Below are 20,002 nucleotides of genomic sequence, written 5' to 3'. Positions count from 1 at the left end.
AGGGGTCATCGACCGGGGAATGGACGTAGTCGCAGCCGATCTTGCGGTTGGCGTGGGTCCTGGACAAGCCACACCTCGACCAGTGGCTCTCCCCACGCCAACCCCGTGCTTCCCGCTACCGACGTCCTGGCCCAATACGCCTAGGTGGTGGTCGCGCCGCTCGGCGTGCTGCTCGGCGTGCTCGTGCCTCCGCACACGGACACGACGGCGCCGATGGAGGTGGCCACCTGGGTCGCGGCGGCGCGCAGCGCGGTGACGTCGAGCGGCTGGGTCGTGAGCACGTCCTGCAGCTGCTGCAGCGCCGTGCCGGCGGCGTCGAGGTCGGAGCGTGCCTGGGGCCCGAGCGTGTCCCGGGCGGCGTCGAGCGCGGAGCGCAGGTCCCGGGCCGCGGTGGTCACCTCGTCGCGGCTCGCCTGCCCGGTCACGAGGGCAGCCGTTTTCGTGGCCAGGTTCTGCGCGGCCGTGGTCACGGCGGAGCACTCGGTCGCCGACCGGCTCGTCGTCGGCGCGGGTGAAGCCGGTGCCGACACCGCGGACGAGGCGGGCGGCTGTCCACTTTGGTCGTTCGAGCACGCGACCGTGACCGCGAGCGCGCCGAGCAGCGCCCCGATCACCGCGCCGGCCCGCCGTACCCGGTGCCCGCTCGTCTGGTCGGTCATGTCGCCTCCTCGTCCGCGCGCCGGCGGTCGTCGGCCACCATCGTCACGGCGGCGACCACCGGCTCGCCTCGCCCGGACCGGGTGAGGCGAGCGGCTCAGCGGAAGGAGAGCGACGCCGTTCGCTCCGGGTGACCGGGGGAGTACGAATAGATGATCGACCCCTGCGTCGCCCCGGCCGCCACCTTGATCTTCCACGGGCGCAGCCGATCGACGCGGAAATCCTCCTCGTAGCTCCACTTGTAGTCGAAGTTGTTCCCCGCGGGCAGGCCTTCGCCGGCCTGCCAGATGCCGTGCACCACCAGGAAGTCGATCGGGCAGTTGACCCGGATCTGGCCGGCGCCGGCCGGGATGTCGAACGACAGGCTGCGGTTGTCTCCGGACGCCAGGTGCATGTGCCACTCCTCGTCGTGCTGGAAGCCGGACGGTGCGGGGGTGAACGGGATCGGGTGCCGGATCAGCACGCGGTCGGTGGCGATGCCGTCGACCCGCGGCTGCACGGTGTTGTCCTGCCAGCCGTGCACGAAGTCGCGGACGTCGGACTTGCGGCCGCATTGCACGAAGCAGTCCACGTGGCCCACGGCGGCGTCGATGGCGTCGGCGAACCCGTACGCGCCGACCCGGCCCCGGCCGAGCACGCTGACCGCGCCGTCGAGGTACGACCGCCACAGGGCGGGGGTGACGAGCGGGAAGTCCGGCTGGTCGAACCAGCGGTCCGCGCAGAAGAAGACGATGCCGGGGAAGCCGAGGAGGTTCGCGCCGGCGAGCGCGCGTCGGCCGTACTCCTGGCCGCGTGCGAACCCGCCCATCGGGTCGTTCTTCCCGACCTCGAAGTACATCGCGATGCCGAGACCGGCGGCGCGCAGGTCGCGGTACTCGGTCGGATCGGTGTGCTTGGTGCCGAGCCGGTCCGGGGCGTCGAGGTAGCGGATGACCCCGGTGGGCCGCTCCCCGGCCGGCCCGACGGGAGTGCTCGTGATCTTGGCGGCGGACAGCTTCTTGGCGCTGTAGTCGATCCACCAGGTGGCCATGCCCTCGTCCCCCTCGGAGCGGGCCGGGCCCGGCGGTCCGGGTCCCGGCCGGCTCCCATGATGGCCGCGCCGACGGGCTTTCGTAAGGCCTGAAGCCGCGGCTATTCGGGCTAACCGCGCGGTCACCCGCCGCGACCGCTAGCGGATCGCGCCCGGTTCGTCGGCGGTTTCGGGCAGGATCACGCCGTCTTCGAGGACGTTCGCGCCGGGGATCTCCTGGAGGAAGATCGCCACGCTTTCCTTGGTGTCACCGGTGATCGCGCACCACGCGTCGGCGATGCCGTGGATCAGGCGTGCCCGGACCGCGGGGGAGCGGCCGTCGCGGATGAGGCCGACCAGGCGCGCCGCCTCCACGGGCCGGCCCGCCACGAAGATGCTGCCGGGCGCCACTTCCACGAAGGAGCAGTGCACGTAGGCGGCGGGTGCGCCGGTGACTTCGCTGTGCACGCGGGTGACCGCCGTGGCGACTTCGGCCTTGTGCGCGAGCGTCGCGCCGCCGGCCGGCACGGTGAACTGGTAGAACGGCATTCGGTGTCCTCCTCGGGAGTCGGGTTCGAGCGGGGGTGGCCGGCCGGGTGGTCAGGCGTCGGCGGGTTCGGCGACCGCGGCGGTGAGCACGTCGCGGTCGCGGACGTGCTGCGCGGGGCGGCGGTCGACGGTGAGGCTGAGGAGCTCGGGGCGCGCGTAGTGGCCGCGCAGGTCCATCTGCAGCTTGCGCTTGTCGATCAGGTCGAAGTCGAGGTCGGCGATCACTTCGCCTTCGCCCTCGCGCAGCGGCTCGCCGAGCAGCTCGCCCGACGGCGAGACGATCGCGGTGAAGCAGCCGCTGGAGATCGGGCCGATCGGGCAACCGGTGTCGGCCATGATGCGGGCCTGCTGGTCGGCGTCGAGCCAAGCCGTGGCGTTCACGACGAAGCACGCGGATTCGAGGGCGTGCTGGCGGATGCTCACCTCCATCTGCTGCGCGAACAGGTCACCGGAGAAGGAACCCGGGTACATCGCGGAGTGGATCTGCTCGCCGTCGGCGATGAGAGCGTAGCGGGCGAGCGGGTTGTAGTGCTCCCAGCAGGCGAGCTGCCCGACTCGGCCGACCGCGCTGTCCACGGCACGCAGGCCGGATCCGTCGCCCTGGCCCCAGATCACCTTCTCGTGGTAGGTCGGCGAGATCTTGCGGCGGTGCTGGATCAGGGTTCCGTCGGCGTCGAACAGCAGCTGCGCGTTGTAGATGGTGCCGCCGTCGCGCTCGTTCACGCCGATCGACACGACCACGCCGGCCTGGCGGCACGCCTCGCCGATGGCGTCGGTCGCGGCCGAGGGCACGGTCACCGACTGCTCCAGCAGCCGCTTGTGCTCGGCACCCAGCCGGTACGCCGGCAGCACGAACGAGAAGTACGGGTAGTACGGGATCACCGTCTCGGGGAAGGTGGCGAACTGCACGCCCTTGGCCCCGAGCTCGAGGATCTTGCGGACGACCTTGTCCACGGTGCCTTCCCGGCTGTAGAGGACCGGGCTGATCTGCACCGCTGCCGCTTTGACGAGGGTCATGATCGGGCGTTCTCCTTCTGACCTGAACGGAACTTTACTGGCTACTATAGATGGTAGTCAGGTTGGCTATGTACGATGGTAGTCAGAGGGAGTGAGATCAGGAGGCAAGGTGGCGGTCACGTTCGAGGGCCCGCTCGCCGATCGCGGAGCTTGGCGGCTGGAAAACGAAAACTGCTCCGTCGCGCGGGCGATCGACGTCGTCGGCACGCGCTCGACGATGCTGGTGCTGCGGGAAGCCCTCTACGGCACGACCCGCTTCGACGACTTCGTGCGCCGCACCCACAGCACCGACGCGATCGTGGCCGCGCGGCTCAAGCTGCTCACCGAGCTCGGCGTGCTCGTGAAGGAGCCCTACCGCGAGCCGGGCGTGCGCACGCGGTTCGAGTACCACCTCACCGACCGCGGCCGCGACCTGCTGCCGGTGGTGTTCGGCCTGATGCAGTGGGGCAACACGCACCTGCAGCCCGACGACGGGCCGTTCCGCCTGTCGGACCGGGTCACGGGCGAGCCGGTCACGATCACCGCGTCGACGCCGTCGGGCAAGGTCGTGGACCTGGACGACCTGGTGATCACGGCGAACGGCGACTGGGCGGATCAGCCCGAGGGCTCGGCTGAGCACTAGGTCGAGAGTCGGCCCGAAGAGCAGCCCGAGGACCGGCCTGTGCGGCTGAGCGCGGTAGGACAACTCCGGCCGTGATGGCCAGAACTGCTTGCTGCACGGCACATTGTGGACGATCGAAGGGCCACCCGCCGTCGTTGCATCCGGTGGCCGGCGGTTCTCGCCGGCTCGGATCCATCCGACTCGGGAGTTTCTTCATGTCCTCAGCGTTGTCCCCCACAGCGTCGGCTGCCGCGGCAGACCGGCGGCGATGGTGGGGTCTGATCGTGCTCGCCGTGGCCCAGCTGATGTTGCTGCTCGACGCCACGGTCGTCAACGTCGCCCTCGCCCCGATCCAGCAGGACCTCCCGTTCACCCATGTCGGCCTTTCGTGGGTGGTCAACGGCTACACGCTGCCGTTCGGCGGATTGTTGTTGCTGGGCGGGCGGATCGCGGACGGCATCGGCCGCCGGCGCGTGTTCGTGATCGGTCTCGCGTTGTTCGCGGTCGCGTCCGCGATCGGGGGTGTGGCGGGCACGCCGGCCCTGCTGATCCTGAGCCGGGTCCTGCAGGGCGTCGGCGGCGCGCTGGTGGCGCCGGCCGCGCTGTCGCTGGTCACCGTGCTGTTCACCGAGCCCGGCGAGCGTGCCCGCGCGCTCTCCACGTGGGGCGTGCTGCGCGGCCTCGGTGCCATGCTGGGCGCGGTGCTCGGCGGGGTGCTCGTGACGTATTTGTCCTGGCGCTGGGTGTTTTTCATCAACCTGCCGATCGCGGCCCTCGCGCTGGCGTTCGCGCCTCGCCTCGTCCCGGAGAGCCGCGGCCCGCGCACCGGCCGGCTCGACATCGCGGGCGCCGTGCTCGTGACCCTCGGGCTGACGCTGCTCGTGTACGGGTTGCTGGCCTCGTCCGAGCAGTCGTGGGGTTCGCCGCTCGTGGTGGGCACGCTCGCGGCGGGTGTGGTGCTGCTGGCCGCGTTCTTCTGGTGGCAGCGCAAGGCCGCCAACCCCCTGGTGCCGCTGGGTTTCCTGCGCTCGCGCCGCCGCGCGGTCGGCAACTTCGTGCTCCTGGCGTTCAGCGCGGCCCTGGCGGTGCTGTTCTTCACGCTGGCCCTGTACCTGCAACAGGTCGTGCACCTCAACGCGCTCTACGCCGGCCTGTCGTTCCTGCCGATCGGCCCGCTGTTCATGCTCACCGGCTGGCTCACCGCGCGGCTCATCCCGCGCATCGGCCAGCGCGCCGTGATGGTGCTCGGTTCACTGCTGCTCACCGCGGCGTTCGTGCTGTTCGCCGACGTCCACGTGGGCGGCTCGTACGTGCGGGACGTGTTCATCGGCGTGCTGCTCTTCGCGCTGGGCGCCGGGTTCACCGTGATCTCGGGGATGATCGCCAGCGTCGACGGCGCCACCGGTGCCGACGCGGGCCTCGCCAGCGGCATCAACAACACCGCGCAGCAGATCGGCTTGGCCCTGGGCCTGGCCACGCTGGTCGCGATCGGCGACGCGCGGACCCGAGCGCTCACCGACGCCGGCACGGAGAGCCTGCACGCGGCCGCGGCGGGCTACTCGCTCAGCTTCGCCGTGACCGCCGGGCTGATGGCGGTCGCCGCCCTCGTCGCCGCCTTCGGCCTGCCGTCCGCGCGCTCGGCGGCTCGCAACCACTGAGCCATCGGGTAAGGGCGGGCCGACCGGCCGAAGTGGACGGTCAGCCCGCCCGGTCGTGGTGGACCGTGAGCTGCCCCATCAACGGTTCGCCGCACTCCGGGCACAGCACGCTCGGGGCCACCGGCGTGCCGCAGCTGTGCACGATCAGCGGGGTCTCGGGCGGGTCCGGCAGGTGCCGCGAACCCCAGTCCCGCAGCGTGACCAGCACCGGTTCGAGGTCGTGCCCGGCGCGGGTCAGGTGGTACTCGAAGCGCGGCGGCCGTTCGCTGTACCGGTGGCGCACGAGAAGCCCGGCTTCCTCCAGCTTCCGCAGCCGCCGGGTCATCACGTCGCGCGCGACCCCGGTGTTCGCGACGATGCCCTCGAATCGGTGCACGCCCATGAACAGCTCGCGCAGCGCGAGCAGGGACCACCGGTCGCCCACCGTTTCCAGGGTTCCCGCGATCGGGCACGCGCGCGGCTGCGGTTTGGTCATGGTGTCACCGTACCCCGTTCCGGTGGGTAAGTTGTTCTGCCAAACTGACTAGGGTTAGCATCGCCGCGTCCCGGTGAAACACCTGCCGGGACGGCGAACGGAGGTGCCGGGTGAGTCCGACGACGAGTGCGCGCGGCCGGCGCCGGGTCGTGGCGCTGGCCTACGACGGGGCCCGCCTGCTGGACCTCACCGGTCCACTGGAGACGCTCGCCACCGCCAACGACTTCGGGGCCCGCTACGACGTCACGATCGTTTCGCCCGACGGCGCGCCCGTGGTCACCGCCACCGGCGCCGGCCTGGTGGCCGACTGCGCGGTCGCCGACCTCGGCGGTGGACTCAAGCGTGACCACGACGTGCTGATCGTGCCCGGCGGACCCAACTGGCCCCGGGTGATCCACGACCGGGCGCTGATCGGTGCGGTGCGGGAGCTTTCCGCGCGATCCGCCTGCGTCGCGTCGATCTGCGCCGGCGCGTTCCTGCTCGGCGCCGCCGGTCTGCTCGACGGCCGGCGGGCCACCACGCACTGGCGGTTCACCACCGAATTGGCCGAGCTGTTCCCGCGCGTGACCGTCGACGCCGACGCGCTGTTCGTGCGCGACGGTGACGTGGTCACCTCGGCGGGGGTGAGTGCCGGCATCGACCTCACGCTGGCGCTGGTGGAGGACCACTTCGGCGCCGAGGTGGCGCGGAGCACGGCCAAGGACATGGTCGTGTTCATGCAGCGGCCGGGCGGGCAGTCGCAGTTCAGCGTGCGCGCCCAGAGCACGCACGCGCGGCACGAGAGCCTGCGCCGGATCCTCGACACCGTGGTGGAGAACCCGGCGGCGCCGCACTCGCTCACCTCCATGGCGCGCAGCGCGGGCGTGAGCGTGCGCCACCTCAACCGGCTGTTCCGCGAGGAGCTGGACCTCACGCCGGCGCGCTACGTCGAACAGGTCAGGATCGAGGCCGCGAAGTCACGGCTCGAAGTGTGTGACGAACCCATCTCGACCATCGCCCGCCACGCCGGATTCGGTTCCCCGGAGTCGCTGCGGCGCGCGTTCAGCCGCGAGTTCGGCGTGACGCCGGCCGCGTACCGGGAGCGTTTCAACACCACGAACGTCCACGTGAGCTGACGCCCGCCCTCTGACTTGCAATCTTGGAAGTCAGACCCGTACAGTCCGGTGGAGAGCACCGTGGGGATTCGGGAAGGGGAACACCGATGCAGGCGGACTGGGCCTACGCGACCGTGGGGGAACTTTCGGCGGCGCTGCGCGAAGGCCGGGTGAGCGCGGCCGAGCTCACGGAATCGGCGATCGCGCGGATCGAGAAGTACGACCCCGAGCTCAACGCGGTGTGCGCGCCGGACTTCGACCGGGCGCGAGCGGCGGCGCGGGAAGCCGACGCGGCGCTCGCGCGGGGCGAGGACCGGCCGTTGCTCGGGATCCCGATCACGGTGAAGGAATCGTTCAACGTCGCGGGCCTGCCGACCACGTGGGGGATCCCGCCGTTCAAGGACTTCGTGGCCGACGAGGACGCGCTGCCGGTCGCGCGGTTGAAGGCGGCCGGCGCGATCGTGCTCGGCAAGACGAACGTGCCGCTGGGGCTGGGCGACCTGCAGACCTACAACGCGATCTACGGCACCACCAACAACCCCTGGGACGTCACCCGCACGCCGGGCGGGTCTTCCGGCGGGTCGGCGGCCGCGCTCGCCGCCGGCTTCGGTGCGCTCTCGATCGGGTCGGACATCGCCGGTTCGCTGCGCGCGCCCGCGCACTTCACCGGTGTCTACGCCCACAAGCCTTCGCAGGGGCTGCTGCCTTCGCGCGGGCACACGGCTCCGCCGAACCCGCCGCTGCCGTCCGAAAAGGACCTCACGGTGATCGGCCCGATGGCCCGCACGGCGAGTGATCTCGCGCTGGTGCTCGACCTGCTGCTGCCGCCCGATCCGGTGGCTTCGGGAGGCGTCACGTCGGTGCGGCTGCCGCCGGCGCGGCACGCCGAGCTCTCGGACCACCGCGTGCTCGTGCTCGAAGACCACCCGCTGATCCCGACCTCGGCCGGCGTCCGCGCCGGGATCCGGCGCGTGACCGAAGCGTTCACGCGCGCCGGGGCGAGCGTGGCGTTCGAGAGCCCGCTGCTGCCCGATCCGGTCGAGGCGGCGCGCACGTTCGTGCTGCTCTTCGACTCGGTGGTCGGCGCGAGCCATCCCGCGCCGGTGTACGAGCAGCTGCGCGAGCGGGCCGCGGACCTGGCGCCCGATGATCACAGCCTGGCCGCGGAACACCTGCGGGGCACGGCGATCAGCCACCGCGACTGGATCGCGGTCGACGCGGTCCGCCAACGCCACCGCCAGGCGTGGCGCCGGCTGTTCGAGGAGTTCGACGTGGTGGTGTGCCCGCCGATGCCCACGCCGGCGTTCCCGCACGACCACAGCGAACCGCAGTGGGGCCGCCGGATCTCGGTCGACGGGGTCGACCACGCCTACCCCGGCCAGCTCGTGTGGGCCGGGATCGCGTCGATGCCCGGCCTGCCGGCGACCATCGCGCCGGTCGGGCTCACCGAAGACGGGCTGCCGACGGGGGTGCAGCTGCTCGGCCCCGCGTTCGAAGACCGCACGCCGATCCACGTGGCCGAGCTGCTCGAAGCCGAGCTCGGCGGCTTCCGGGCACCACCGCTGTGACCCGCGCCGCTCGCGGGCCCGGCCCGTCGCGTTGACTCGCCGAGGCCCGGTTTTCTAGACTGGCGCGGTGAGAACGACCGTTCTCATACGTCGGCGGGAACGGAGTCCGGGACAGTGGCGACGCAGCAGGTGCAGGTCGAATGGGTCTCCGAACACGATTACCTGGTCAGTGTCCCGAACGGTGAGGACGAGGTGTTGATCCGCCTGAGGTCCGAGGCGGGCACGCTGTCCGACCTGCGGCTCGGTGAGCTCGAGGAGCCGCGTCTGGTCCAGGCGATCATGGCGTACCTGCTGGCCCGCCAGGACGTGGAGGATCTTCCCCAGGAGCTCGACCTGGAGGACATCGTGGCGGCGTATGACGATTTCGCGGAATCGGTGCGGGCGGCGGTCGCCGCCGGCGGCGCCGGGTAGCGGCGCCGCCGGTCACCCCGTCCGCCGGCTACGGCGTGATCACCCAGCGGCCGCGGGAGCCGCCGGCGCGCAGTTTCGCGTACGCCGAGTCCGCTTCGTCGAGCCCGACGGTGCCGGCGGTGCGTGCTTCGAGCACACCGCGGGCCGTGAGGTCCAGCAGCTCCGCCAGCGCCGCTCCGTCCGCGCGGACCACGCCGACGGTCACGGTGATGCCGCGTTCGGCCGGCGGCTCCTGGCCCGGGAAGATCCCGACGTACCAGCCGTTGTCCCGCAGCGGTGCGAGCGCGGCTCCGTTGAACAGCGCCGTGTCGAACACGGCGTCCACTTCGGACGCCTCGGCGAGCTCCGTGATCCCGCGGTCCGCGCCGGCGCGGGTCAGGAACTCCCGGTCGGTGGCGCGTGCCAGCCCGGTCACGGCCCAGCCGGCGTGGGCGGCGAGCGCCACCCCGTAACCACCGACCGCGCCGGCCGCGCCGGTGACCAGCAGCCGCCGGCCGGCGCCGGGGCCGAGCGGGCCGAGCAGCTGCACGGCGGTGAGCGCGTTGGTCGGCACGGTGGCGGCGTCCACGAGCGTGACGCCGTCGGGCACCACGGCCGCGGCGTCGGCCGGCACGACCACGTACTCGGCGGCGGCGCCGGCCGTCATGTGCGAGGCGTGCGGGAACTGGAAGGCGGCGACGCGCGCGCCCGGGGCGAACCCGTGCACACCGGGGCCGACCTCGTCGACGACACCCGCGATGTCCAGCCCGAGGCCCAGGCCGGTCTGGCCGCCGTCGAGGATGTGCAGGTCGGCGGGGTTGATCCCCGCGCCGGCGATCTTGATGCGGAGCTGTCCGGGGCCGGCGTGCGGATCGGGCAGGTCCACGACCTCCGGGGTGCCGGGGGCAGTGAGGATGAGTGCTCGCACGGGGTGTCCTTCCTTTCGGTGCGGTGCTCAGCGGCGTTCGTGGTCGCTGAAGTGCTTGTCGAGCAAGGCTTTTCCGCGCCGGGTCAGCCACGCGTCGAAGTCGAGCAGGCCGGGGTGGCGGCGCCGCAGCTCGCGCGGATCGGCGTGCCAGCCTTGGTAACGCGGCAGCGCAGCGTCGTCCGCCGGCTCGGCGGATCCGCCGAGTGAGGTGAGGTCCCGGCCGGAGGCACGCGTGATCGCGGCGGCGATCCGGCCCGGGGTCAGCTCGTCGCCGGCCAGTTCGACGGCCTGGCCGACGTACTGGTCCGGCTCGGCGAAGGCGAGCGCCGCGAACACGCCGATGTCCTCGGCGGCCACGAGCTGGATCCGTCGGTCGGCGGGCAGGGCCCGGAGCAGCGAGTGCTCGCCGTGGACGCCGTACGTCGGGTCGGCGTGGTTTTCCATGAACATCACCGGCCGCAGCACGGTCGTCGGTATCCCGATCGCCCGCAGGTGCTGCTCGATCTCGCGTTTGAGGGTCCAGTGGGGCACGTCCGGGCCGGTTTCGGTGGCACCGCGGGACGCCACCGAGGAATACACCAGGTGCCGCACGCCCACGGCCTGCGCGGCGTCGGCGACGGTGATGCCGCGCTGCAGTTCGTTCGGTGCGAAGTCCGGCGGGATGAGGGCGGGCTGCACGCTGAACACGCCGTGCGCGCCGCGGAAGGCCGTCTCCAGACTGGCGCGGTGGTCCAGATCGGCGGTCACGAGAGCGGCGCCGGAGCGGGCCAGCTGCCGGGCCGCGGCACCGCGGGGATCGCGGACCACGGCCCGCACGCGCCACCCCCGGGCGAACAGGGCGGCCGCGGTGGCGCCGCCCTGCTGCCCGGTCGCGCCCACGACGGCGATCACCGGTTCGGTTGAGGACATCGTTCGCTCCGCGGGTATAGTCGGGCTTACCGGAGCACCGCTCCGGTGCACCGTGAATGCTACGGAGCAGTGCTCCGCCGCGGCAACCTCGGAGGGATTCGGTGACCAAGCCCACTCAGGCCGACGCACGGCGGAACCGGGACCTGCTCCTGGCCGCGGCGCGCGAGGCGTTCGCCGAACAGGGCACCGAAGCGTCGTTGCGCGAGGTGGCCCGCCGCGCCGGGGTGGGGATCGGCACGCTGTACCGGCACTTCCCGACTCGCGACGCGTTGTTGGAAGCGTTGCTCGACAGCAACTTCCAGCACCTGCGCGCTCGCGCGGCGAGCCTGCTGGCGGCTCCGGACCTGGCGCCGCACGAAGCGTTGTCGGCCTGGCTGGCCGAGATGACGACCGGCGCGCGCACCTACACGGGGCTGCCGGAATCGATCATGGCGGCGCTGGCCGACGAGGGTTCCGCGCTGCACGAGTCGTGTGCGGCGATGCGCGCGTCCGCCGGCGAACTGCTGGTGCGGGCGCAGAACACCGGCCGCGTGCGCTCCGACGTCACGGTGTACGAGGTGATCGCCCTGGCGCTCGGGCTGGCCTGGGCCGCGCAGCAACCCGGTGGCACGTCGGACCTCGTGGACCGCCTGCTGTCCACCGCGATGCACGGGCTGACGGTCGCCGGCTGAAGGACGCTACCTGAGAACGACCATTCTCATGATGTTGTAGGCTTCGCCGGAACGGGCCATCTGCTTGCCCCGGCGAAGAAAGCGACGTGATCAGCGCATGGGTTCTCTGCTCGAAGGCCTCCGTGGTCCGCGGGACGTCCGGCGCCTGAGCGGCCCGGACCGGGTGGCGTTGTGCGGTGAGATCCGGGAGTTCCTCGTGCGGTCGGTGTCGGCGACCGGCGGGCACCTCGGCCCGAACCTGGGCGTTGTGGAGCTCACCCTCGCGCTGCACCTCGTGTTCGACTCGCCGGACGAGCCGATCCTGTTCGACGTGGGACACCAGGCCTACGTGCACAAGATCCTCACCGGCCGCGCCGCGGAGTTCGACGGGCTGCGGCAGACAAAAGGCCTTTCGGGTTACCCGAGCCGCGCGGAAAGCAGCCACGACTGGATCGAGAGCTCCCACGCGTCGGCGGCGTTGTCCCACGCGGACGGCATGGCGAAGGGCCTGGCGCTGCGCGGTGAGCCCCGGTGTGTGGTCGCGGTGGTCGGCGACGGCGCGCTCACCGGGGGCATGACGTGGGAGGCGCTGAACAACATCGCCGCCGCGAAGCGCCCGGTGGTCATCGTGGTCAACGACAACGGCCGCTCGTACTCGCCCACGGCCGGTGCGCTGGCAGCGCGGCTCGCCGAGCTGCGGCTGCGCCCGGGCTACGAACGCGTGCTGCACGGGGTGAAGGACACGCTCGGCCGCACGCCGGTGGTCGGCGCGCCGGTGTACGAAGCGCTGCACGGCCTCAAGCGCGGGGTGAAGGATGTCCTCGCGCCCCAGGGCATGTTCGAGGACCTGGGCCTGAAGTACACCGGCCCGGTCGACGGCCACGACCTCGTGGCGCTGGAGAAGGCGCTGAAGCTCGCGAAGGACTTCGGCGAGCCGGTACTCGTGCACGTGGTCACTCGCAAGGGAAACGGCTACGCACCGGCGGAGACCGACGAGGTCGAGCAGATGCACGCGCCCGGCGCGTTCGATCCGGTGACCGGGCGGGCCCGGCCGAAGAAGGGCCGGTCGTGGACCTCGGTGTTCTCCGAGGAGCTGGCCGCGCTCGGCGCCGAGCGCGACGATCTCGTCGCGATCACCGCGGCCATGCGGGAGCCGACCGGGCTCGGGAAGTTCGCCCGGGCGTTTCCCGAGCGCTTCTTCGACGTCGGCATCGCCGAGCAGCACGCCGTGACCTCCGCGGCCGGGCTCGCGGCCACGGGTGCGCACCCCGTGGTGGCGCTGTACGCGACCTTCCTCAACCGGGCGTTCGACCAGCTGCTGTTCGACGTGGCCCTGCACCGCCTCCCGGTGACGCTCGTGCTCGACCGCGCGGGCATCACCGGCGCCGACGGCCCCTCGCACCACGGCGTGTGGGACTACGCGCTGCTGGGCATGGTGCCCGGGCTGGTGCAGGCCGCGCCGCGCGACGAGGCGACGTTGCGGGCCGCCTTGCGCACCGCGGTCGACCACCAGGGCGGGCCGAGTGTGGTCCGGTTCCCCAAGTCGCCGCTCGTCGAGAGCGTGCCGGCGCTGCGCAGTGCCGGCGGCGTCGACGTGCTGTCCGAAACCGGCGAAGGCGACGTCGAGGTGCTGGTGATCGCGATCGGGCACACCGGCGTGGACGTGGTGGCGGCCGCGGCCGACCTCGCGGCCGTGGGGCTCACCGTCCGCGTGGTGGATCCGCGGTGGGTGAAGCCGTTGCCCGAGGGCCTCGTGGACCTGGCGCGCGGCGCGGCGCTCGTGGTCACCGTGGAGGACGGGGTGGTCGCCGGGGGCGTCGGCGCCCGGATCGGGCACCGGTTGCACGAGGCCGGGGTGGACACTCCGCTGCGCGAGCTCGGCGTGCCGGACGAGTTCCTGGAGCACGGCTCGATCGCGGACCTGCGGGAGTGGGTGGGTCTCACGGCCGACGGGATCGCCGGGCGGATCACGAAGTGGGCGTGGGAAACGATTCCCGCGGCTCTCGCGGCGGCCGAGCCGCCGCCGAGGTCGCCGGCGGAGTGACGCGTCGGGCCGGTCGTGTCGTGGCCAAGTCCACTGGGAACGGATCCGGCGCGCGTCAGGAAGCGGTGCGGGTGGACCGCCGCCGTGGTTTGACCGGTTCCTCGGCCGCGATGAGGATCTCGGCGGCGCGCCGCGCCTCGGTGGCCGGTGCGCTGCACGGCGAACGTGGGCACGGCTCGATCGCGGACCTGCGCGACCGGGTGGGGCTCACGGCCGACGGGATCGCCGGGCGGATCACGAAGTGGGCGTGGGAAAAGATTCCCGCGGCTCTCGTGGCGGCCGAGCCGCCGCCGAGGTCAGCGGCGGAGTGACGCGCCGGGCCGGCCGTGTCGTGGCCAAGTCCACTGTGGACGAGTCCGGCGCGGCGAGCGTCAGGATGCGGCGCGGGTGGACCGCCGCCGTGGTTTGGCTGGCTCCTCGGCCGCGATGAGGACCTCGGACGCGCGCCGCGCCTCGGTGGCCGGGGTGGCGGTGCGCTGGACGGCGGCGGTCGACACCGCGCCTTCGGCCAGCAGGTGTACGACGTTGCCGGTTTCGCGTGAGTAGCCGGCGGCCACGACGATGCCGGAGAGCAGCTTGCGGAACTCGCGTTGGTGGTGGTGCACCTCGGCGGCCACGGCCGGGTTGGTGGCCCCGAGCTCGCCGAACACGTTCATCCACGGGCAGCCGCGGAAATCCGGTTCGCAGAACCACTTGTGCAGCCAGGTGAAAATCGCGGACACGCGGGCGGCGCCGTCTTCGGCCTTGTCGGTGAACTCGGCGATGCTCGCCATCATGCGGTCGTGGCGGCGCCGCAGGAACGCGACCACGAGGTCGTCCTTGCTCGGGAACAGCTGGTAGATCCGGCGCAGCGGCAGGTTCGCGGCCGTGCGCAGCCGGTCCATGCCCACGGCCTGGACCCCGCGCGAGTAGAACACCTGCTCGGCGGCGTCGAGCAGGTGCTCACGGACGGGGTCGTGGACTTCGTCGACGCTGGTCACGGTACCTCGGCTCGGCGGTTCTCGGCGGGGGACAGGGGCGCTCGGCGGACGTTGACGGCCACCGCGGTGCTCCTTACACTAGCACCGACCGTGAGAATGACCGTTCTCAGTCGGCGAAGCTCAGTCGGAGCCCGGAAGCGGGGACACAGCATGACCGGAACCGGGGCGGACCTCGAAGCCGGTCGCGAGATCCGCGCCGCGCTCACGCGTGCCGGGGACACCGTACTGGCCCGCAGCGCCGACGGCGAGGTGGCGCGCACGGGTGCGGACCTGCTGAACCGGGCCCAGTACCTCGCGGGCCGGCTCGTGGACCGCGGCCTCGAGCACGCGACGATCGGTGTGTGTTTCCGCAACAGCGCGGCCGCGCTCGAGGCGTTCATCGCGACCGAGCTCATCGGCGCGACCCGGCTGCCGGTGGAGCCCTCGGCAGCCGTGGCCGAGGCCCGGTCGATCTTCGAGGCCGGCCGCGCCGACGCGGTGCTGACCGACGGCCACCACGACGACGTGCCCGACGACACGGACGGCTGGGTGAAAACCGAGCTGGGGCCGGCGACTCTCGTGCACCACGACGCCTCGCCGGCCGCCGGCTCGCGGTGGCAGGGCCGGGTCACCGTCCACCCCGGACACCCGCTGGTCGTGTACCCGCGCGCGGTCCGCGGCGGCGAGCTCTTCGGCATCCCCACGAGCTACGCCAACTGGCGCGCGATCATCGACGTCAACCTCGGCCTGTACCGCCACGGCCACTACGGCCCGGCACCCACCGGCGACGACTGCTACCTCACCGTGGTGCAGCTGATGCACGCCACCGGCATGGTCGGCAGCTTCCCGTTCCTGCACCTGGGCCTGCCGCAGGTGCTCCTGCCGCGGTTCCGCGCCGAGGCGATGATCGAGGCCGTGGAGCGCCACCGCGTGACCACGCTCTTCGCGGTGCCCGGAATGCTCACCCGGGTGGCCGACGCGCTGGGCCCCGACGGCGGCCACCGGCTCGGTTCGCTGCGGCGGGTGCTCTACGGCGGCGCCCCGGTGCCGGCGGCGGAGCTCGCGCGCTGGCAGCCCCTGGTCGGCGACACGCTCTGCCAGCTCTACGGCCGCTACGAGGCCGGCTGGCCGCTCACCGTCCTCACGGCCGGCGACCACCGGCGGCTGCTGGCCGGCGACGAGCAGGTGGCGGGCACGTGCGGGCGACCGGTCGACGCGATCGAGCTGACCGTCGGCCGCCCCGAGGCCGGACAGCGTGACGGCGAGGTGCTCACGCGCAGCGCGATGGTGTCGGCGGAGTTCGCCGATCGCGACGGCTGGTGCGGGCTCGGCGACACCGCCGTGCTCACCGGCGAGGGTTACCTGAGGCTGACCGGGCGGCTCGACGGCATGATCAACACCGGGTCGTTCCACGTCTACCCGGATGAAGTGGAAACGGCCGTTCTCGCGCACCCGGCGGTGTCGGCCGCACGGGTCGTCGGCGTGGCCGATCCGCGGTGGGGCGAGACCGTGGTGGCGTTCGTGGTCACCTCGGATCATTCACTGGGTTCGACCTTGCGGGACTGGCTGCGGCAACACCTCGCGCCGTACAAGGTGCCGACCGTCGTGCACGTGGTCGATCGGTTGCCGGACAACTGATCCACCGCCGGCGCGGCCACGCCGGAGTAGGGGCTCGACGCAAGCGCGGTGCGTGAAGCGTAGACTCGGGTCGAGCAGTGAGAACGGTCGTTCTCAGGTGGCGAGCAGACGGGATCAGGCGAGTCGAGATGGCTGGAACAGACATCGACGCGGAAGCACCGGCGGCCTTCGGGGCCAACGAATGGATGGTCGAGGAGCTCTACGAGCGGTACGTGCGGGACCGCGATTCCGTGGACCGCGCCTGGTGGCCGGTGTTCGAGAACTACCGTCCCGGCGCGACCGGCGCCCCGCCCGCGCCGAAGCCCGCGAGCGCCCCGGTGAGCTCGCCGCGGCCGCAGACAGTGGCTCGCCCGCAGGCCCAGCAAGCGCCGTCGGCTCAGCCGACACAACCGGTTCCACAAGCCCAGCCGGTCCAGCAAGTCCAGCAGACACAACCGGTCCAGCAGGCCCAGCCGCTGAACCCGAAGCCGCAGCAACAGCAACAGCCAATGCCGCGGCCCGAGCAACAGCCGCCGCCCGAGGACACCGTGACCGTTCTCCGCGGCCCCGCGAAAACGCTGGCGTCCACCATGGACGCGAGCCTGGCGGTGCCCACGGCGACCAGTGTCCGCAGCGTGCCCGCGAAACTCATGGCCGACAACCGGATCGTGATCAACAACCACCTGCGCCGCACCCGCGGCGGCAAGGTCAGCTACACCCACCTGCTCGGCTGGGCACTCGTCCAGGCCGTGAAGCAGTTCCCGAGCCAGAACGTGCACTACGACGTGGTGGACGGGAAACCGGTCACCGTCGCGCCGGCGCACCTGGGCCTGGGGATCGCGATCGACCTGCCCCGCCCCGACAGGCAGCGCGCGCTGCTGGTGCCGGTGATCAAGGACGCCGACACCCTCACCTTCGGCGAGTTCCTCGCGCGCTACGAGGACCTCGTGTCCCGCGCGCGCTCCAACGCGCTCACGGTCACCGACTTCGCCGGCGCCACGATGACGTTGACCAACCCCGGCGGCATCGGCACCGAGCACTCCGTTCCGCGCCTCACCCGCGGGCAGGGGAGCATCATCGGCGCGGGCGCGCTCGAGTACCCGGCGGCGTTCCAGGGCGCGAGCGACGCGTGGCTGGCGGAAAACGGCGTCGGCAAGACGATGACGCTCACGAGCACCTACGACCATCGCGTGATCCAGGGCGCGGGCAGCGGCGAGTTCCTCCGCCTGGTCCACGGCCTGCTGCTGGGTGAACACGGCTTCTACGAGGACATCTTCACGGCGCTGCGGATCCCGTACGAGCCCATCCGCTGGGCCGCGGACGTGAGCGTGGCCGAAGGGCTCGCACCGAGCAAAGAGACCCGTGTGCACGAGCTCGTGACCGCGTTCCGCGAGCGTGGTCACCTGATGGCCGACACCGACCCGCTGGGCTACCGGCAGCGCTCGCACCCCGACCTCGAGTTGGCGGGCCACGGGCTCACGTTGTGGGACCTCGACCGCGAGTTCGTGACCGGCGACCTCGGCGGCGAGCGTCGGAGGATGCCGCTGCGTGACATCCTCGGCGTGCTGCGCGACGCCTACTGCCGCACCACCGGCATCGAATACACACACCTGCAGGACCCGGCGCAGCGCCGCTGGTTCCAGGAACGGGTGGAGCGGCCGTACGTGAAGCCGACCCACACCGAGCAGACGCGGGTGCTGGGCAAACTCACCGAGGCCGAGGCGTTCGAGACCTTCCTGCAGACGAAGTACGTGGGGCAGACCCGGTTCAGCCTCGAAGGCGGCGAGTCCGCGATCGCGCTGCTCGACGCGATCCTGAGCCGCGCGGCGGAAGAGGGCCTGGCGGGCGCGACGATCGCCATGGCGCACCGCGGCCGGCTCAACGTGCTGGCCAACATCGCCGGCAAGACCTACCGCCAGATCTTCGACGAGTTCGAGGACACCCGCGACGAGGAGACCTCCGACGGGTCCGGCGACGTGAAGTACCACCTGGGCACCGAAGGCGTGTTCGCCGGCCCGCACGGGTCGGAGCTGCCGGTGTACCTCGCGGCCAACCCGTCGCACCTCGACGCGGTCGACGGCGTGCTGCTCGGCGTGGCCCGCGCGCGGCAGGACCGGGCCGGCGACGGGCGGTTCTCGACGTTGCCGATCATCGTCCACGGCGACGCCGCGCTCGCGGGCGAGGGCGTGGTGGGCGAGACGATGCAGATGTCGCAGCTGCGTGGTTACCGCGTCGGCGGCACGATCCGCATCAACATCAACAACCAGGTCGGGTTCACCACCGCGCCGCAGGACGGCCGCACCTCGGTGTACTCCACGGACGTCGCGAAGACGATCCAGGCCCCGATCCTGCACGTGAACGGCGACGACCCCGAGGCCGTGGTGCGGGCCGGGCAGCTCGCGTTCGCCTACCGGCAGGAGTTCGGCCGCGACGTGGTGATCGACCTGATCTGCTACCGCCGCCGCGGGCACAACGAGGCCGACGACCCGTCGATGACGCAGCCGCAGATGTACGCGCTGATCGGGACCAAGCCTTCCGTGCGCGAGCTCTACACCGAAGCCCTGGTCGGGCGCGGCGACATCACGGCCGAGGAGTACGAGCAGGCGCACCGCGACTTCCAGCACACGCTGGAGCGCTCGTTCAAGGAAACCGGTGCTTCAGGCGGAGCCGGTACGTTCGCGGGTGGACGCCGCGGCGAGCCGGCCCGGGCGGCTCGGCCGACGGCGACGTCGGACGTCGTGCTGAAGAAGGTCGGCACCGCGTTCGGCGACGTGCCCGCCGGGTTCACGGTGCACCCCAAGCTCGCGCCGCTGCTCGCGAAGCGGGCGGAAATGGCCGGGCAGGGCGGCATCGACTGGGCGTTCGCGGAGCTGCTGGCGTTCGGTTCGCTGGTGGTGGACGGCGTGCCGGTGCGGCTCGCCGGCCAGGACAGCCGGCGCGGCACTTTCGTGCAGCGCCACGCGGTTCTGCACGACCAGCGCACCGGCCGGGAGTGGACGCCGCTGGCGCACCTGGAAGACGGCCAGGCCTCGTTCGAGGTCTACGACTCGCTGCTGAGCGAATACGCGGCGCTGGGCTTCGAATACGGCTACTCCGTGGAGCGGCCGGAGGCACTGGTGCTGTGGGAAGCCCAGTTCGGCGACTTCGTGAACGGCGCGCAGGTGATCGTGGACGAGTTCATCAGCTCGGCCGAGCAGAAGTGGGGCCAGTCGGCCTCGCTCGCGCTCCTGCTGCCGCACGGGTACGAGGGCCGCGGCCCGGACCACTCGTCGGCGCGGATCGAGCGGTTCCTGCAGCTGTGCGCCGAGGACAACCTGATCGTCGCGCAGCCCTCGACCCCGGCGTCGTACTTCCACCTGCTGCGGCGCCAGGCGTTCGAGCCGCGGCGCCGGCCGCTGGTGGTGTTCACGCCGAAGAGCATGCTGCGGCTGAAGGCCGCCACCAGTTCGGTGGCCGACTTCACCGACGGCACGTTCGCCCCGGTGCTCGACGAGCACCGGCCGCTGGACCGTGAGCGGGTGAGCCGGGTGGTGCTGGTCGCCGGCAAGCTCTACTACGACCTGCTGGCGCAGCTGGAGAAGTCGGGGCGGACCGACGTCGCGCTGGTGCGGCTCGAGCAGTTCCACCCGCTGCCCCAGGAGGAGCTGACGACGGTGCTGGCGACCTATCCGAACGCCGATTTCGTGTGGGCGCAAGAGGAACCGAAGAACCAGGGCGCGTGGTCGTACCTGCGCGGCGAGCTCGAACCGCCCGCCGGCCGGCGGCTCACGGTGGTGTCGCGCCCCGCTTCGGCTTCGCCGGCCACGGGGTCGCACCACCGGCACCAGAAGGAGCAGGCCGACCTGGTCCGGCGCGTGCTCGGCGGCTGACCGGTCCG

At 72.0% G+C, this 20,002-nt stretch carries 18 protein-coding genes; 10 read left to right on the top strand and 8 right to left on the bottom strand.

The features are described 5' to 3' along the window. Positions 1 to 140 precede the first annotated feature (140 nt). The 4 genes from VSH64_RS16600 to VSH64_RS16585 all read right to left on the bottom strand — a co-directional run bounded on the left by VSH64_RS16600 (position 141) and on the right by VSH64_RS16585 (position 3,232). On the bottom strand, positions 141 to 659 hold the full coding sequence (locus tag VSH64_RS16600; RefSeq protein WP_326836506.1) for a hypothetical protein: 519 nt from the start codon (positions 657 to 659) through the stop codon (positions 141 to 143). 95 nt (positions 660 to 754) lie between these two features. Then, complete coding sequence (locus VSH64_RS16595) at positions 755 to 1,687, bottom strand: glycoside hydrolase domain-containing protein (protein WP_326836505.1); 933 nt, start codon at positions 1,685 to 1,687, stop codon at positions 755 to 757. 138 nt (positions 1,688 to 1,825) lie between these two features. Then, positions 1,826 to 2,215, bottom strand: a complete 390-nt coding sequence (locus tag VSH64_RS16590; protein ID WP_326836504.1) for a tautomerase family protein — start codon at positions 2,213 to 2,215, stop codon at positions 1,826 to 1,828. 51 nt (positions 2,216 to 2,266) lie between these two features. Next, positions 2,267 to 3,232, bottom strand: coding sequence for a nitrilase-related carbon-nitrogen hydrolase (locus VSH64_RS16585; RefSeq protein ID WP_326836503.1), 966 nt, complete (start codon positions 3,230 to 3,232; stop codon positions 2,267 to 2,269). Positions 3,233 to 3,341: 109 nt separating this feature from the next. On the opposite strand from VSH64_RS16585, the gene VSH64_RS16580 reads away from it, so the two are divergent. Next, positions 3,342 to 3,854 carry a winged helix-turn-helix transcriptional regulator gene (locus VSH64_RS16580; protein ID WP_326836502.1) on the top strand — a complete coding sequence of 171 codons (513 nt, stop codon included), beginning with the start codon at positions 3,342 to 3,344 and terminating at the stop codon, positions 3,852 to 3,854. 272 nt (positions 3,855 to 4,126) lie between these two features. Next, positions 4,127 to 5,491: an MFS transporter gene (locus tag VSH64_RS16575; RefSeq protein ID WP_326836501.1), complete on the top strand. Its 1,365-nt coding sequence runs from the start codon at positions 4,127 to 4,129 to the stop codon at positions 5,489 to 5,491. Between the two features lie 40 nt (positions 5,492 to 5,531). Here the strand turns inward: VSH64_RS16575 and VSH64_RS16570 are convergent, their stop codons facing one another. Beyond that, positions 5,532 to 5,966, bottom strand: coding sequence for a winged helix-turn-helix transcriptional regulator (locus tag VSH64_RS16570; RefSeq protein WP_326836500.1), 435 nt, complete (start codon positions 5,964 to 5,966; stop codon positions 5,532 to 5,534). Positions 5,967 to 6,076: 110 nt separating this feature from the next. Here VSH64_RS16570 and VSH64_RS16565 point away from each other — a divergent pair, with 110 nt between their 5' ends. The 3 genes from VSH64_RS16565 (at position 6,077) to VSH64_RS16555 (ending at position 9,039) form a co-directional block, all read left to right on the top strand. Beyond that, the gene (locus VSH64_RS16565) at positions 6,077 to 7,081 is read left to right on the top strand and encodes a GlxA family transcriptional regulator (RefSeq protein ID WP_326836499.1); all 1,005 of its coding nucleotides are present in this window, start codon (positions 6,077 to 6,079) and stop codon (positions 7,079 to 7,081) included. Between the two features lie 86 nt (positions 7,082 to 7,167). Further along, complete coding sequence (locus VSH64_RS16560; RefSeq protein ID WP_326836498.1) at positions 7,168 to 8,628, top strand: amidase; 1,461 nt, start codon at positions 7,168 to 7,170, stop codon at positions 8,626 to 8,628. Positions 8,629 to 8,742: 114 nt separating this feature from the next. Further along, a complete protein-coding gene (locus VSH64_RS16555) occupies positions 8,743 to 9,039 on the top strand; it encodes a hypothetical protein (protein WP_326836497.1) in 297 nt (98 codons plus the stop codon). A gap of 28 nt (positions 9,040 to 9,067) precedes the next feature. Here the strand turns inward: VSH64_RS16555 and VSH64_RS16550 are convergent, their stop codons facing one another. Both VSH64_RS16550 and VSH64_RS16545 read right to left on the bottom strand, forming a co-directional pair. Next, positions 9,068 to 9,946, bottom strand: a complete 879-nt coding sequence (locus tag VSH64_RS16550; RefSeq protein ID WP_326836496.1) for an alcohol dehydrogenase catalytic domain-containing protein — start codon at positions 9,944 to 9,946, stop codon at positions 9,068 to 9,070. Positions 9,947 to 9,973: 27 nt separating this feature from the next. Then, complete coding sequence (locus VSH64_RS16545) at positions 9,974 to 10,855, bottom strand: NmrA/HSCARG family protein (RefSeq protein WP_326836495.1); 882 nt, start codon at positions 10,853 to 10,855, stop codon at positions 9,974 to 9,976. 101 nt (positions 10,856 to 10,956) lie between these two features. Between VSH64_RS16545 and VSH64_RS16540 the strand changes: the two genes are divergently transcribed. The 3 genes from VSH64_RS16540 (at position 10,957) to VSH64_RS16530 (ending at position 13,860) form a co-directional block, all read left to right on the top strand. Next, positions 10,957 to 11,526: a TetR/AcrR family transcriptional regulator gene (locus VSH64_RS16540; protein ID WP_326836494.1), complete on the top strand. Its 570-nt coding sequence runs from the start codon at positions 10,957 to 10,959 to the stop codon at positions 11,524 to 11,526. Between the two features lie 97 nt (positions 11,527 to 11,623). Beyond that, complete coding sequence (gene dxs / locus VSH64_RS16535; RefSeq protein WP_326836493.1) at positions 11,624 to 13,549, top strand: 1-deoxy-D-xylulose-5-phosphate synthase; 1,926 nt, start codon at positions 11,624 to 11,626, stop codon at positions 13,547 to 13,549. Positions 13,550 to 13,659: 110 nt separating this feature from the next. After that, entirely contained in the window at positions 13,660 to 13,860 is a 201-nt protein-coding gene (locus tag VSH64_RS16530) for a hypothetical protein (protein WP_326836492.1), read from the top strand. A gap of 60 nt (positions 13,861 to 13,920) precedes the next feature. Here VSH64_RS16530 and VSH64_RS16525 read toward each other — a convergent pair whose 3' ends face one another. Then, complete coding sequence (locus tag VSH64_RS16525) at positions 13,921 to 14,529, bottom strand: TetR/AcrR family transcriptional regulator (RefSeq protein WP_326836491.1); 609 nt, start codon at positions 14,527 to 14,529, stop codon at positions 13,921 to 13,923. A gap of 150 nt (positions 14,530 to 14,679) precedes the next feature. On the opposite strand from VSH64_RS16525, the gene VSH64_RS16520 reads away from it, so the two are divergent. Continuing rightward, positions 14,680 to 16,146 carry a class I adenylate-forming enzyme family protein gene (locus VSH64_RS16520; protein WP_326836490.1) on the top strand — a complete coding sequence of 489 codons (1,467 nt, stop codon included), beginning with the start codon at positions 14,680 to 14,682 and terminating at the stop codon, positions 16,144 to 16,146. 128 nt (positions 16,147 to 16,274) lie between these two features. Further along, positions 16,275 to 19,994 carry a multifunctional oxoglutarate decarboxylase/oxoglutarate dehydrogenase thiamine pyrophosphate-binding subunit/dihydrolipoyllysine-residue succinyltransferase subunit gene (locus tag VSH64_RS16515; protein WP_326836489.1) on the top strand — a complete coding sequence of 1,240 codons (3,720 nt, stop codon included), beginning with the start codon at positions 16,275 to 16,277 and terminating at the stop codon, positions 19,992 to 19,994. Positions 19,995 to 20,002 lie beyond the last annotated feature (8 nt).

Origin of the sequence: Amycolatopsis rhabdoformis (genome assembly GCF_035918295.1) — a bacterium.
Taxonomy (GTDB): Bacteria; Actinomycetota; Actinomycetes; order Mycobacteriales; family Pseudonocardiaceae; genus Amycolatopsis; species Amycolatopsis rhabdoformis.
Note: the sequence above shows the minus strand (reverse complement) of the source record. Positions and strands in the feature narration are given on the sequence as shown.